This window comes from Pseudofrankia coriaricola (genome assembly GCF_032027725.1).
Classification (GTDB): Bacteria; Actinomycetota; Actinomycetes; order Frankiales; family Frankiaceae; genus Pseudofrankia.
The window spans coordinates 317,165-331,564 of record NZ_JASNFO010000001.1; the positions used below are offsets into that span (position 1 = coordinate 317,165).

Genomic DNA, 14,400 nt, shown 5'->3' on the forward strand with positions numbered 1-14,400 from the left:
TCCTCGCCCGCGTGCCCTCGTCCCGCCCACCCATCGAGGTCGACGCCTACGCCGACGGGGTGCTCGCGAACAACCGGACGATGGTCGCGCGGGCGATCACCCTGGTCGAGTCGAGCCGGGCCGACCACCGGGAGGCGGCGCAGCGGCTGCTGGTGAAGCTGCTTCCGCACACGGGCAAGGCCCGCCGGGTCGGGATCACGGGCGTGCCGGGCGTGGGCAAGTCGACGTTCATCGACACGCTCGGCACGACGCTGACCGGCGCCGGCCACCGGGTCGCGGTGCTCGCCGTCGACCCGTCGTCGACCCGCACCGGCGGCAGCATTCTCGGCGACAAGACGCGGATGGCGACGCTGTCCGCCGACCCGAACGCGTTCATCCGGCCGTCGCCGACGGCGGGCACGCTCGGCGGCGTCGCGAAGGCCACCCGCGAGGCGATCGTCATCATGGAGGCCGCCGGCTACGACGTCGTGCTCGTCGAGACGGTCGGCGTCGGCCAGTCGGAGACGACCGTCGCCGACATGGTCGACACCTTCCTGTTCCTGACGCTCGCCCGCACCGGCGACCAGCTGCAGGGCATCAAGAAGGGCGTCCTCGAGATCGCCGACGTCATCGCCGTGAACAAGGCCGACGGGCCGCACGAGATCGACGCCCAGCGGGCGGCCCGCGAGCTCGCCGGCGCGCTGCGGATGCTGCGCGCCCCCGACGACGGCTGGCGCGCCCCGGTCCTGACCTGTTCCGCGATCGAGAACAAGGGCCTGGACGAGGTGTGGGACCAGGTCGTCGCCCACCAGGACCTGCTCGACGCCGGCGGGCTGCTGGCGGCGAAACGCCGCCGCCAGCAGGTTGACTGGACGTGGGCGATGGTGCATGATCGGCTGCTCGCCGACCTGCACGCCCACCCGGCCGTCCGCGCGCTCGGGCCCGACCTGGAACGCCGCGTCCGCGACGGCACGCTCACGCCCAGCCTCGCCGCCGACGCGATCCTCGCCGCCTACGCCCAGCCCACCGCCGGTCCCGCTGGTCCCGAGGCAGACGCCGACCCGGTCGCCTGAGGCGCGGCGGACAGGCCCGCGCCGCCGACGTCCTCGCCGAGGACCTGGAAAGCGGCTGGCTGTGGTGCCGTGACGCGTCCGGCCATGAGGGCTGGGTCCCGGTGCGGACCGTCGCCGATGTCGACTGACTGCCAGCCAAGGGCCTTTCGGCCCGGCAGGTCGGACCTTTCGGTTGAAATCGGTGACCGAGGCCTAGGCTGGTCCTACGATCCGCCCGCGGGGGTTGACAGCGTGCGACCATGTGGGCGTTCCCGCGGCCCTTGCTCCGACTGCCCGGGAGGTCCTTGTTGCTCCGCCGGCATGCCGACAAGTTCGACGTCACCTTCGCCGCCTCCGACGGGCTACTCGGGTCGATGTCGGCGGAGCCGCGGGAGCTGTTGCTGCGTCGCGCGCTCGACGAGTTCGTCGCCGACGTCGCCGCGCTCGACGCCACGTCGGGCGCCATGGTCGCGGGCAGCGCCCGGCCACTCATCGACGCGGCCGTCGACGTGGCCGTGCCCCGGCTGACCGACGACGAGCTGGTCGTCTCCGGCCAGGAGGTGATGCAGGCCTGGGAGCGCCCGCTGATGCGAGCGCTCGCCCGCGCGGTCGCCCGGCCGGGCGGCTCGGTGCTGGAGGTGGGCTTCGGCATGGCGATCTCCGCCGGCTATGTGCGGGACGCCGGCGCGGCGCGGCACACCATCATCGAGGCGAACCCCCAGGTCGCGGACGCGGCCAGGAGCTGGGCCGCCGGGCGGCCCGGTGTGGAGATCGTCGAGGGCCGCTGGCAGGACGTCATCGGCGGCCTCGGCCACTACGACGGGATCCTGTTCGACACGTACCCGTTGACCGAGGCCGAGGTCGACGAGTACTACCTGCGCGGCGCGACGTTCGCCGAGCACTTCTTCGCGGCCGCCGCCGAGCACCTCGCCGACGACGGCGCGTTCACCTACTACTCGAACGAGATCGACTCGGTGTCCCGCCGCCACCAGCGCGCGCTGCTGCGCCACTTCGGCGCGTTCGGTGTCCGCGTCGTCGACGGCCTCACCCCGCCCGCGGACTGCACCTACTGGTGGGCCCCGTCCATGGCCGTCATCGTCGCCACCGATCCCCGCCGCTGACGCTCCGGGCGCCTGGGCTCCGCATACGGGCGGCTGGCCGGGCACGTTGATGTTGATGTCCAGCGGGGTCGGCCGAGGTTCGCGCCCGGCCCCCGAGGCGGCATGACCGCCGCTGACCGGCCGCGGTCAGCCTCCGTGGGCCTCGGCCGTCCAGGTGATGACCGGTGGGCGCACGGAGGCGCAGAGGGGGTGCCCCTTCGGATCGGTGAGGCCGAGGCGGCCGACGAGCAGGCCCCAGGCGACGGCCTCGGCGAGGATCTCGGTGGGCACCGCGTTCAGCCACAGCTTGGCCCGCCGGAACATCGCGAAGCCACCCTCGGCCGGGTCGACCACACCCCAGCTCAGGTAGATGAAGCGCTCGCCGGGCCGGCCCTGGATGTGCTGCCCCCGGAGATCGATCCCGCCGGGCGTGGCGGTGGCGGTGGCGGTGGCGGTGCACTCGAGCGTCCACACCGCCGCCGCGGCGTCGCCCGGGACGAGGCCGAGCAGCTCGGCGGGCCGGCCCCGCCGCTGGACGGCGACGTGGATGTCCGCGTACCCCGGGAAGCCGGGCGCGCCCGCGCACGCCCGGCCCGGCAGGTCCGACCCCTCGACGCGGATCAGCACCGGCGCGTCCTTCCCCCGCCTCAGGCGGTTACCGGGCCTACTCCCTGGGATAGCTGGCCCAGGCGTTCGATGTTGGACTTGGTGGTGGCGTTGGAGCGCCCGACGTAGCCGGTCTCGGTCGTGATGGTCTGCGCGTGCTCCAGGTAGTAGCGCAGGTAGGCGACGGTGGCCGGGTCCTTCAGCGCGTCGACGCGGGCGTAGACGAACAGCGGCTTGCACAGCGGCACGTAGGCGCCGCTGCCCGCGGTGATGGCGTTCGGCGGCTGGCAGCCCTCCCCGCCGTTGACGAGCACGCCGCGCAGCTTGGAGCCCAGCTGGTTGTACGTCGGGAAGTCGAGGTAGCCGATGGCGTCCCGGTCGTTCTGCACGGCCTGCGCGACGCCGGCCAGGTCGGTCGTCGTGTAGGGCCGGGACTTGGAGCTCTCGCCGCTGATGCTGGCGTTGAACACCTGGGCCTGCACACTGTCGGGCTTCGGGCCGACGAAGTTGATCGGCTCGTCCGGGTACGACTTGTCGATCTGGTTCCAGCGGGTGACGGTCGAGCCGGCTCCCCAGATCTGCTTGAGCTGGTCGAGGTTCATGCAGCCCAGCCAGGTGTTGGCCGGGTTCACCACGATCGGCAGGGTGTGGTGCGCGATCTCGAACCCGACCACCTCGTCCTTACAGCTTGGATTCGGCGCGAACTTCGGGTCCAGCTCGTAGGACGTGCCGGCGATGGCGACCTGGCCGTTGCACAGCTTGGTGAACGCCTGGGTCGTGTCGGTGACCTGCGGGTCGAAGGCGACCGTCACCTTGGACTCGGTCTGGCGGAACTCCTGGAACGCGCGCTCACTGATCGGCGCGACCTCGTTCGAGTCGGCCACCCGGACCAGGTTGCGGGTCACGACCGGCGGTGTCGACGCGGCCGCCGTGGCCGGCTGCGACGACGGCTGGCTGGACGGCTGCGCGGTGATGGTCGGGCCGGAGCTGTCCGAGCTGGTCAGCGTGAGCCCGAGCGCGGTACCACCGGCGATGAACAGCACCGCCGCGATGATGGCCGCGATTCCGCCCTTGGTGCGCAGCGAGGCCAGCACGCCCGAGCGGCGTGGCGACCGGCCCCCCGGCCGTTGCGAGGCGTGCCCGCCTGGGGGCCGACCGGCCCCGCCTACGCCGCTGGCCCCACCGTGCACGACAGTGCGCGCCCCCGAGCCCGGCCCGGTGCCCCAGGAGACGAGGCCCTGCTGGTCCGGCTGGCTGGCGCCGGAGGCCGCCGCGCCGGCCGCGCCCGCGCCCGCACCCGCGCCCGCACCCGTGGCGGTGGCGGTGGCGGTGCTCGCGGTGCTCGCGGTGGTCGCCGGGTAGGCGTCGTAGGCGGCGGTGAGGCGCGCCGTCGAGTCCGGGTCCCACCCGGCGCCGGCGGCCGCCGCGGCGGCCCCAGGCGCAACGTAGGTCGTGCCGGCCGGCGGCATCGACAGCCCGGGGAAGGACGACAGCTCCGGCGGCTCCATCGTCGACGGGCCGATCAGCGCCGTCGCGCCGCCGGCGACCGGCTCCGCCTGCTCCGCGAGCCCGGCGGCCAGCAACGCGGCCCCGACCGCGAGGTCCTCGGCCGGCCGGTGCTCGAAGCGCCTCGCGCCGGGCAGCGCGGCCCGCACCAGCCGGTCGACCAGCGGCATCCGCGCCACGCCGCCGTAGAGCAGCACCGCCGACAGCGACTCGGCGGACGCCGGCACCGAGCGCACCGTGCGGACCAGCGCCCGCACGCTGTCCTCGACCGCGGGCGTGACGAGGCGCTCCACCTCCTCGCGGCGCAGCGTCACCCAGGCGAACACGCCGGGCAGGGTCACCGGGACGGAGGCCTCGTCGTCGGCGGCCAGCGTCTCCTTGGCGGCGACGACCTCGTGGCGCAGCCGGCCGAGAGCGGTGACCGTCGCCGGGTCGGACCGGTCCAGCCCCGCCGCGGCCGGGCCGGCGGCGGACAGCACGTGCTCGAGCAGGAGCGTGTCCAGGTCGACGCCGCCGGTGTGGGCGAGCCCGGTCGGCGAGCCGACGACCTCGGCGCCGTAGTCGGTGACGGACAGCACCGCCGTCTCGCACGTGCCCGCGCCGAAGTCGTAGACGGCGACCAGGTCGGTGGACCGGCCAGGCGTCCTGCTCGCGGCGCGTCGCGCCAGCACGGCGCCGCGAGCCTCCGCCGCCGGCGCCGCGGACACCCGGATGTCGCGCACGTTGAGCCGTTCCAGCGCCTCGCTGAACAACTCCCGGCGCCGCGCGTTCCAGCTCGTCGGAAACGTGACGACAACCTGGTCGGGATCCGACCCGCGTGTCTCCGCCGCCACCGTGATGACCCGTTCCAGGAAACGGGTGACCAGCCCCTCCGGCGCATATGCGCCGCCACCGATCATGATGGGGGAGGAGTCGCCGACGCGGCGCGCGAATCCTTCTGTCGCGCGCGCCGGATCGGTCAGTGCGCGCCGTGAGGCGGCGCGGCCGAACGAGAGCGTTCCGGTCGGCGGGAAATAGAGCACCGTCGGTATGGACGGGCCGCCCGCGACCGTGAGGACCTGTGGCCAGTCTCCGTCCGAAATGGCGACGACGGTGTTGGCTGTGCCGATGTCGATGCCGAGCTGGTAGCCCATGGCTATCCCCTGTGCTTCCTGCCGCCTCACGCCGAGGCCGCGGTCATGGCGGCCCCGGCAGTGTTCCCCGGTTGGCTGTTCTGATGGTGAGTCAACACGATCGAGTGCTTTCGGCGGTGGCCGGCCGTTTCCGACGGCTGGCCGCCGTCTGCTGTCCTGGAGATTTCCCCCTACCGCGTGCCCGCCGCCCTTCGGCGTCAGGCCCGCCGTTCCGCCGTTTCCGCCCTGTCCGTCGTTCAGCCATCAGCCATCAGCCGGTGCAGGGATCCTGGTAGGCCAGGCCCTTGATGAGGCTGGCCCACTCGGTGGCGCTGATCCGGTTCGCCGGGTTTCCGCAGGCGACCGTCACGAGCCGGGCCGGGTCGGTCGAGCCGAGGGTCACCTCGCCGGCCGAGGCGGCCGGCGCGCTGAGCAGCCACTTCCCGCCGCCGTCGGCGGCCACGTCGCGGAGTACCGCATGGCTGTCGAGCGACACGGGTGTCGGGCTGGGCGACCCGGCGCCGAGATCCCAGCCGAGCAACGCGCCACCCGAGTCCGTGCTCGCGACCAGGGTCCTCCCAACCGGTACGACGTCGAGGACGCGGGACTGGTGCCCGCGCCATTCCTGGCCCACAGACTTCGGGTTCGCCAGGTCCGTGATGTCCCACAGCCGTACGGTCGCGTCATCGTTTCCGGTGACCAGGTGCTTGCCATCAGGCAGGAACGCGACCGCGTTGACCTGGCCCGCCACTCCCGACGTCTGGCCACGCTCGGCCGGGTTCTTCGGATCCCTGATGTCCAGGAGGCTGACCGTGCCGCCCGCCCCCGCGATCGCCAGGGTGCGCCCGTCGGGGCTGAGCGCGATGTCGGTCGTCAGCCCGGTGCTTCGCCACGACCGCAGGAAACGCGGGTTGGCCGGGTCGCTGACGTCCCACAGGCCGGTCACCTGGCTCAGGTCTGTCGTCGCGAGTAGCTTGCCGTCGCCCGAGAGCGCCAGCCGCGCCACCTGGCCCACCTCGTCAGGGGGGACCTGGGCGAGAGGCCTGGGCGCGCGCGGGTCGGTCAGCTCCCAGAGGTGGCCGGCCTCGCCACCTGTCACCAGGCCGCCGGCGGGCAGGAATCGCGGGCCGAGGGCGGTCGGCCCGGCGCCGACGCTGGACGTTGTGACGTCGGCGACCTGCGTCGGGCTGCCCGGGTTCGACAGGTCCCACAGCCGCAGGTGACCGGCGTCATCGGTCGCGGCGGCGAGCCTGCCGTCGTCGGAGAGCGTGTCGCCGGTGTAGGCCGCGGCGGATCCCGGCAAGGTGGCCCAGGAGTCCGCGGTGAACGAGGCGACCATCGCCGCCGAGGCGGCCTCGGTCGGCGCGATCCGGTAGGCGGCAAGGCTGAGCCGTTTCGCCCTGGCCGGGTCGCCTGCCCGGGCGGCGGCGGCCTGTTGGGCAAGACTGGTGGAAAGCTCGGCTCGGTTCGCCGCGGAGCCGCCGCCGTTCGCGATCGCCAGCGGGATGGTGACGGCCGCGACCGCTAGTACCGCGAGCCCCGCGATGACAAGAAGCGCCTTGCGCCGGCCCGGACGCCGGCTGGCGTAGTCGTGACCCTCGTCGGGCTGGCCGCCGGCCACTCCCGCGCCACCGGTCAGCGAGGTCGGCGGCGCCTGGCGGCTGACCGTCGGCGCGGGCCCGTCGCCCGAGCCGGGCCGGTCGCCCGAGCCGACTTCCGGGCCCCGGCTGGCGACGGGCGCCGGCGACCGGGGCGTACGCGGCGGGCCACCCGACGTGGGCGCGGCGGGCGGCTGGGATCGCGGAGCACCGGGGCCGCGCGACGGCGGGCTCACCGGACCGCCCGACCGGGCGGCCGGGCCGGCCGCTCCCGGGCGGGCCGCTCCTGGCGGCCCGGGCAGCGGCGAGGCGGGTGTCGCTGTCCGGCCAGGCGTAGCCGTCGGGCCAGGCGTAGCTGTCGGAGCAGGCGCCGACGATGCCCGGGACGTGGTCGCGGGCGGCCTGGACGTCGTCGCCGGCGGCGGAGGGGTGAGCAGGCCGGTCGCGGCGCCGGCCGATCCCGACTGCGGCGTCGCTCCCGGCGTGGCGGTCACGGGCGGCTCCTCGGCTCCCGGCCCCCGGCCCCCGCGGCTGAACAGGTGCCCGCGGCGCCGCCGCGAGCCTTCGCCCGCGTCGCCGCCCGCTTCCCGGCCCGAGGCCGGCGCCCCCGCCTGGCCGGCAGCCGAGGCGGCGGTGCCCGGCACAAGATCGCCGCCGCTCATCAGCGCGGCGCGCAGCGCCTCGGCCGTCGGGCGCCGTTCCGGCTCCTTCTGCAGGGCGGCGTCGACTAGCGGCGCGAGCTCGGCGGGAACACCGTCGATGTTCGCGGGCTCGTAGAGGATCCGGTAGAGCAACGCCTCGATCCGGCCCTCGCCGAACGGCGCCCGGCCGGTCGCGGCGAAGATTGTGATGGCGCCCCAGGCGAAGATGTCCGCCGCGGAGGTCACCGGGGAGTCCAGGATCTGCTCGGGCGCCATGTAGCCAGGAGTGCCGATCGCGTGCCGCGCGGTGCGGCTGAACTCGCCGGACCCCTCGAAGTCACGCGCCAGGCCGAAGTCGATCACCTTTGGCCCGACCGGGGAGAGCAGCACGTTCGCCGGCGTGAGATCGCGGTGCACGATGCCGGCGGCATGGATGGCCGAGAGCGCGGTCGCGACCGACAGCGCCAGCTGTTCCAGGTCGGCCGGGCGCATCGGGCCCCGCCGGGCGACCATCTTCGACAGCGTCGGGCCTTCGACGTACTCCGTCACCAGGTAGGGATTCGGCCCGTCGGGGTCGGCGTCCAGCACGGCGGCGGTGGTGAACCGTCGGACCCGGCGGGCGCTTTCCGCCTCGCGCCGAAACCGGCCGCGGAACTCCGGCGCCTCGGCCAGCTCTGGTTTGATGACCTTGATGGCGACGGGAGTACCCTCGGGGGACCGGCCGAGGAAGACGGTTCCCATGCCTCCCTGGCCCAGGCGGCCGATGATCTCGTACGGGCCCAGTCGCCGAGGGTCGGCGGCGCTTAGAGGGGTTGGGGCGTTCCCGGACACCGGGGGTGGAGTCGATCCCGCCACCGGATTGCCTCCCGCCTGGACGCAGCGTCGCACTAGTCGTGTCGTCGGTGACGACGCCGACGTGCGACGACGCTCCCCCCCAGCCTGGAAAGGCAGCCCCTGGATTGGGGTGTCCGACCTCGGTGGTTGTGCCGCCGACCTTCCCGGCACTGGTCGACACGCTACGCTGTGTCGAACCTGGCGAGTACCGCGATCGCACTGGGAACCGGCCGGTTGACGGCCATCCGACACCTCCGTGGTGGCGGGTGGGCGGCCCCGCCCGGCCGAGGTGACGCGGCGGTTCTGGTCAGCGGCTACCGGTGGTCGAGGGCCGTCACGCCGTGCGCTGAGACGCCGGCGCCGCCATCGATCGGACCGGCCGTCCGGCGGCCTCGTCGCGGATCTCGCCGACGAGCTCCTCCAGGATGTCCTCCAGCGCGACCAGGCCGAGTGACTCGCCGTGCTCGTCGGTCACCTGGCCCAGGTGCGCGCCCGAGCGCTGCATGGTCGCCAGGGCGTGGCGCAGCGTCGCGTCCGCCGGCACGTGGACGAGCGGGCGCAGCCATTTGGCCGCGACCGGTGAGGCCCGCCGGTCCGGCCTGGTCTCGAGAATGTCCTTCAGATGCAGGTAGCCGATGAGGCGGCCGGTGAAGTCGAGCACCGGGAACCGGGTGTAGCCGGTGCTCGCCGCGAGGTCCTCGATCTCCCGTGGCGTGACGGTCATCGGCACCGTGACCAGGCCCTCCCGGGGGAGCAGCACGTCGCGGGCGGTCCGCTCGTCGAACGCCAGCGCGCCGCTGACCAGGTCGTGCTCGTCCTCCTGGAGCAGCCCCTCCCGGTGCGACTCGTCGACGAGCCCGGCCACCTCGTCGCGGGTGAACACGCTCGCGATCTCGTCCTTCGGCTCGATCCCGGCAAGCCGCAGGCTGGCGTTCGCGACCCAGTTCAGGGCGTAGATCACCGGGCGCAGCAGCCAGACGAAGCCGGCGAGCGGGGGGGTGAGCACGAGCGCCGCCCGGTCCGGCCCGGCGAGCGCGATGTTCTTCGGCACCATCTCGCCGATCACCACGTGCAGGAAGGTGACCAGCGCGAGCGCGAACACGAACGCGACCGGGTGGACGGCCGCGCCTGGGATCCCCACCGCGTCGAACGGGTGCGCGATCAGGTGCGCGATCGTCGGCTCGGCGAGCGCGCCGAGGCCGAGGGTGCAGACCGTGACACCGAGCTGGGAGCCGGCGAGCATGATCGAGACACGCTCCATCGCCCGCAGCGTGATCCTGGCGGACCACGACCCGGCGGCCGCGCGCGGCTCGATCGTGGTCCGCCGCGCCGAGATGAGGGCGAACTCCGACCCGACGAACAGCGCGTTGCCGAGCAGGAGAAGCACGGTCAGCGCCAGCTTGAGCAGGTCGTTCATCGACGCCCCTCCGCCGTCGCGGTGTGGCCGCGCCGGCTGTGGGCGCGCGGCGGGTGCGTGGGTGGCAGCGCCCGGCGCGGGTCCACCACCGTGTCACCCTCGGTGAGGCCGTCGCCGTCGCCGTCACCCGGCCTGGCCTGTTCCCTGGAGCCGGCCTGGCCCGCCGGATCGGCGGGATCGACAGGATCGGCGGAACCGGGACGGCCGTCGTCGCCGTCGTCCGGGCGCGGCTCGCCGGCCGGACGGGCGCCGCCTCGCCTGCGTTCCGCGCGGCCCGGGTCGGCCGTCTCGCCCTCGCGGTCCGCGCGGAAAGCGCGGTCCGCGTGGTCCCGGTGGGAGTGGCCGCCGGCCGGTGGCTCGAGGCGGACGCGGTCGACGCGGCGGCCGTCCATCCGCTCCACGGTGTAGCGGACGCCGGCGGTCTCGACCGTGTCCCCGGCAGCCGGGATGCGCCCGAGCGCGGCCGCCATCAGCCCGCCGAGCGTCTGGTAGGCGTCGTCCGTCGGCACCGGCACTCCGGTCAGCTCCTCGGCCTCCTCCGGGCGCAGCAGGCCGGACAGCGCCCAGCTGCCGTCGCGGTGACGGACCGCTCGTGGGCTCACCCGGTCGTGCTCGTCGACGACGTCGCCGACGATCTCCTCGATCAGGTCCTCGGCGGTGACCAGGCCGTCGGTGCCGCCGAACTCGTCGACGACGATCGCCATCTGCAGGCCGCCGGCGCGCAGCTGCTCCAGCAGCGGCTCCAGCGGCATGCCCGATGTGACGGTGACGGCGGGGGCCATCACGGACCGGACGGGCGTGATCGTCCGGGCGTCCTCCGGCACGGCCACCGCGTGCTTGATGTGGACCAGGCCGACGACGTCGTCGCTGTCCTCGCCCAGCACGGGGAAGCGGGAGTGCCCGGTGCGCCTGGTCAGCGCGATCACCGCGGAGACCGGCTCGTCGGCGCTGATCGAGCGCATCCGCACCCGTGGGGTCATCACGTCCTGCGCCGTGCGGTCGCCGAACAGCAGCGAGCGCTGCACGAGCGTCGCGGTCTCCCTCGGCAGCGCGCCGTGCTCGGCCGACCGGCCGACCAGCGAGAACAGCTCCTGGGCCGAGCGGGCCGAGGCGAGCTCTTCGCGAGGGGTGATCCCGAGCCGGCTCAGCAGCAGGTTCGCCGCCCCGTTGAGAAACCTGATCACCGGGTGGGTGGCCCTGGTGAAGCCGCGTTGGAAGCGCTGGGTCGCCTTCGCCGTGCCCAGCGGGCGCGCGAGCGCCACGTTTTTCGGCACCAGCTCGCCGAAGACCATCGTCAGCGCGGTGGCGATGACCAGCGCCAGCGTCACCGACAGCGTGCCCGCCAGCTTCTCGGACGCGCCGAGCGTGGCGAGCGGGCTGTCGAGGAGCTCCGCGATGGCCGGCTGGGCGAGGTAGCCGATGCCGAGGTTGGTCAGCGTGATGCCGAGCTGGGCGCCGGAGAGCTGGGTCGACAGGGTGCGCAGCGCGGTCAGGGTGCCGCGGGCGGTGCGGTCGCCGCGCTGCGCGGCGCGCTCGACGCTCGACCGGTCGACCGTGACGAGCGCGAACTCGGCGGCCACGAACAGCCCGCAGCCAGCGAGCAGCAGAACGCCGAGAGCGAGAAGGAGCGCCTGGATCAAGGCTCGACCTCCGCGGGCGCTCCCATACGCGAGGGTCGGTTCGGACTACAGCCGGTATCGCCGGAGCCGCTCATGATCCCTTCCGTCGTCGGGGGTCCGGAAACGTCTCCCGGACGGACCTCGTGGGCCTCCAGGACGGCACCCGTAGGTGGTTCCCCAGCCGGCCCGCCGAAGCGGGCGGCCGGCGCCGGCGCGGGAAGGCCCACGTGTGCCACGCCGGCCGGCGGCCAGGCACCCGGCCGCCCGTACGGATGTCTCCGTTACCGGGTGTTTCCGGGCCTGGCCGTCGGTACCTGCTCTAGGTACCCAGCTGACGTGGTGCGATGCGGCGCCCGGCCCGGGCGCGCCTCGCGGGTCCATACCCGATCGTAAGTGGTCCGGCGACTCTTGGGGATCCCTCGTGTCGTCCTGGCGGCCCGTGCCGTCTTCCGCTGTCCTTTGTCGCTGTCCTTTGTCGCCAAGGCACGAGGTCCACCGCCCGGGTAGGGCACGTCGATCTCGCGGAATGTTACTGTCTGCAACTGAGGTGTAACTGATTGTTCGGAAGAGGTGGGCATGGCTGGCCAAGGTGCAGATCGCGATGCCGCTCGCCGCGCTGCCGCCCGCCGCGCGAGGGCCCAGGCCGCCATTCCCACACCGCGCGACGGGGAGCCGGACGCGGCCGGCGGAGCCGCCCCGTCGACCGCCAAGGCCACCAGGACCCTCAAATACCTCAAGCCAGCCAAGCTCACGGAACTCGCCGAGGATGTCGAGTCCGGCGGTCCCGCCGGGCCTGTCGAGCCCAAGTCCGTCAAGCCCAGGAATGCCGCCGGGCCAGCCAAGGCGGCCGGGCCCTCGGCGGCCGCGCCGCCGACGGTTCCCGCCGGGATCGAGGTGGCGCGGCCGGCGGTGCCGGCCGCACCCGCGGCGCGGGCCGCCGTGCCTGGCAGGAGCGACAGGCGGTCGGGCCCCGGGACACGGACGACCGGCGAGCGACGCGGGCAAGGCGAGCCGCCGGACTCGACCCTGCCGGTCGACCGGTCGCCGGCGTCGGCCGTGCGGGCGGGCTGGCACCTGGCACCGGGCGGGCTGGACCTCGCGGCGGCGGTGCCCGCGGCCGCGGGCGGCGTGGTCGTCCTCGCCGGCGTGGCCTACCTGGGGTGGCGGGCCGGCCACCTCGGCGGCACCGGGCTCACGGGCGCGGTGTGCTTCGTCGCGGAGGTGGCTGTCTACCTGGCGCTGGCCGTGCTGGCCGTGCATGCCGCCCGGGTGAACCGGCGCTTCGTCCGCCGCGCGCCCGGACCGGCCGGATCGCTGGACGTGCTCGTCGTGGCGCGGGGGGAGCCGCTCGCCGAGGTCGACCACGCCCTGCGCTCGGCCCGCGACCTCGCCTACCCGCACCGGACCTACCTGGTCGCCGACTCCCGGGTCGACGGCGCCGCGCCGCTCGAGGCACTCGCCGAGCGGCTCGACGTCACCTGCCTGTGGCGCGCCGACGGGCCGACGGGCCGGCCAGGACTGCTCAACATGGCACTCGCCCGCACCGGCGGTGACGCGGTCCTGCTGCTCGACGCGGGCGACGTCCTCACCCCGAACGCCGCCCACCAGATGCTTGGCTACCTGCGCGACCCGCACGTCGGGCTGGTCGTCCCAGGGTGGCGGGCCGCCGCCCACCCCGGCCCTCTGCCGGACAGGTCCGAGCCGGCGCTGGCGCGCCTGCTCGCCGCCGCGAGGGACCGCGACGGCGCCGCCGCCGGCGCCGGCAGCGGCACTCTCTACCGCCGGGCCGCGCTCGAGACCGTCGACGGGTTCAGTGAGCGCGGCGGCACGGAGGAGCCCCGCACCTCCTACGAGCTGCACGCGGCCGGCTGGGCGAGCGTCCACGATCCGGCCGTCCTGGTCGCCCGCGCCACCCGGCCGCCGGCGACGGCCGCCCGGCTCCTGGTCGTCCGGGCCGTCGACCGGCTGCGCATCCTGCTGTTCGACAACCCGCTGCGCAAACCCGGCCTCGATCGCCGGCAGCGGGCGCACCACCTGTGGGACGCAGCGGCGCCGCTGCTGGCCGCCGCGCAGGCCGGGGTATGGCTCTGCCCGGCGCTGGTGGTCCTCGGCGGCGGCCGGCTCGCGGCCGGCGCCGGCGCGGTTGGCTGGCTCGGCTTCGGGCTGCCCTACCTGGCCGCCGCCGCGCTGTTCGGCCTCGCGGTGACCAGCACCGGCGGCACCGGCGCGAAGGGCACCGCGGTGGCGCTCGCGGGCTGGCTGGCCTCGATTCCTCTTTCGCTGCTGGCCGTGGCCCGAGTCGCCCTCCTCGGCGGCCGGACGGGCGCCGGCACCGCCCCGGACGTAGCGCCGTCCGTCCTGCGCCGCGCTCCCGCGTCGCCCGCGTCGCCCGCGTCGCCCGCGTCGCCCGCGTCGCCCGCGTCAACGACAGCATCAGCGTCGTCGAAGGCGTCGGTGTCGGTGTCCTCGACCAGCGCGGCGACGGTGCCCGTGCCCGCGGCCGGGCGCGCGGCGATCGCCACCAGGGTCCCCTCGACCGGGCCGACGGGCGCGGGGAAGGGCCGGATCCCCGCGCCGCGCCCGTTCGGGTGGGTCTCCCGGTTGCGGTGGGCCGAGTGGCGTGAGGCGGTGGCGCGGCTGGCCTCGGAGGCATGGACGCCGCTGCTGCCCGTGCCATGCGCCGCCGCCGTGCTCGCCGTCGTGGTCGTCACCGCCGGGGTGCGGCCGGAACGCGCTGTGCTGGGCGTGGTCATGTGGGCGGCCGCGGTCCTGCTCGCCATCGCGAAGCCCGTGGCCGCGGGCTGCGGGATCCCCTGGGCCACCCCGAACGACCGCCGCCGCCTGCACGCCACCATCGCGGCGGTGGCGCTCCTCGCGGTGTTCGTCACCCTCGTCTTCGGCTGAGGCGCACCGCGGCGGGACAGGCCGGTGTGAGT

8 protein-coding genes are annotated in these 14,400 nt (G+C 74.7%); 3 read left to right on the forward strand and 5 right to left on the reverse strand.

Features of this window, described 5'->3' with window-relative positions; translation table 11 throughout:
* The first annotated feature begins 11 nt into the window (after nucleotides 1-11).
* Nucleotides 12-1,052, forward strand: a complete 1,041-nt coding sequence (meaB, locus tag QOZ89_RS01300) for a methylmalonyl Co-A mutase-associated GTPase MeaB (RefSeq protein ID WP_071052309.1) — start codon at nucleotides 12-14, stop codon at nucleotides 1,050-1,052.
* Between the two features lie 239 nt (nucleotides 1,053-1,291).
* Nucleotides 1,292-2,152, forward strand: a complete 861-nt coding sequence (locus tag QOZ89_RS01305; RefSeq protein ID WP_312622729.1) for a class I SAM-dependent methyltransferase — start codon at nucleotides 1,292-1,294, stop codon at nucleotides 2,150-2,152.
* A gap of 126 nt (nucleotides 2,153-2,278) precedes the next feature.
* Here QOZ89_RS01305 and QOZ89_RS01310 read toward each other — a convergent pair whose 3' ends face one another.
* The 5 genes from QOZ89_RS01310 to QOZ89_RS01330 form a co-directional block, all read right to left on the reverse strand.
* The gene (locus QOZ89_RS01310; protein ID WP_312622731.1) at nucleotides 2,279-2,758 is read right to left on the reverse strand and encodes a DUF5990 family protein; all 480 of its coding nucleotides are present in this window, start codon (nucleotides 2,756-2,758) and stop codon (nucleotides 2,279-2,281) included.
* Nucleotides 2,759-2,778: 20 nt separating this feature from the next.
* Nucleotides 2,779-5,376 (reverse strand): Hsp70 family protein, encoded by a 2,598-nt coding sequence (locus QOZ89_RS01315; protein WP_312622733.1) that lies wholly within the window; start codon nucleotides 5,374-5,376, stop codon nucleotides 2,779-2,781.
* A 250-nt stretch (nucleotides 5,377-5,626) separates the two neighbouring features.
* Nucleotides 5,627-8,482: a WD40 repeat domain-containing serine/threonine protein kinase gene (locus QOZ89_RS01320; RefSeq protein ID WP_312622734.1), complete on the reverse strand. Its 2,856-nt coding sequence runs from the start codon at nucleotides 8,480-8,482 to the stop codon at nucleotides 5,627-5,629.
* Between the two features lie 280 nt (nucleotides 8,483-8,762).
* Entirely contained in the window at nucleotides 8,763-9,845 is a 1,083-nt protein-coding gene (locus QOZ89_RS01325) for a hemolysin family protein (RefSeq protein ID WP_071052311.1), read from the reverse strand.
* Nucleotides 9,842-11,485, reverse strand: a complete 1,644-nt coding sequence (locus tag QOZ89_RS01330; protein ID WP_071052312.1) for a CNNM domain-containing protein — start codon at nucleotides 11,483-11,485, stop codon at nucleotides 9,842-9,844. Before QOZ89_RS01330 ends, QOZ89_RS01325 begins: the two co-directional genes overlap by 4 nt.
* A gap of 555 nt (nucleotides 11,486-12,040) precedes the next feature.
* Here QOZ89_RS01330 and QOZ89_RS01335 point away from each other — a divergent pair.
* Nucleotides 12,041-14,368 (forward strand): glycosyltransferase, encoded by a 2,328-nt coding sequence (locus QOZ89_RS01335; RefSeq protein ID WP_312622737.1) that lies wholly within the window; start codon nucleotides 12,041-12,043, stop codon nucleotides 14,366-14,368.
* The last annotated feature ends 32 nt before the right edge of the window (nucleotides 14,369-14,400 follow it).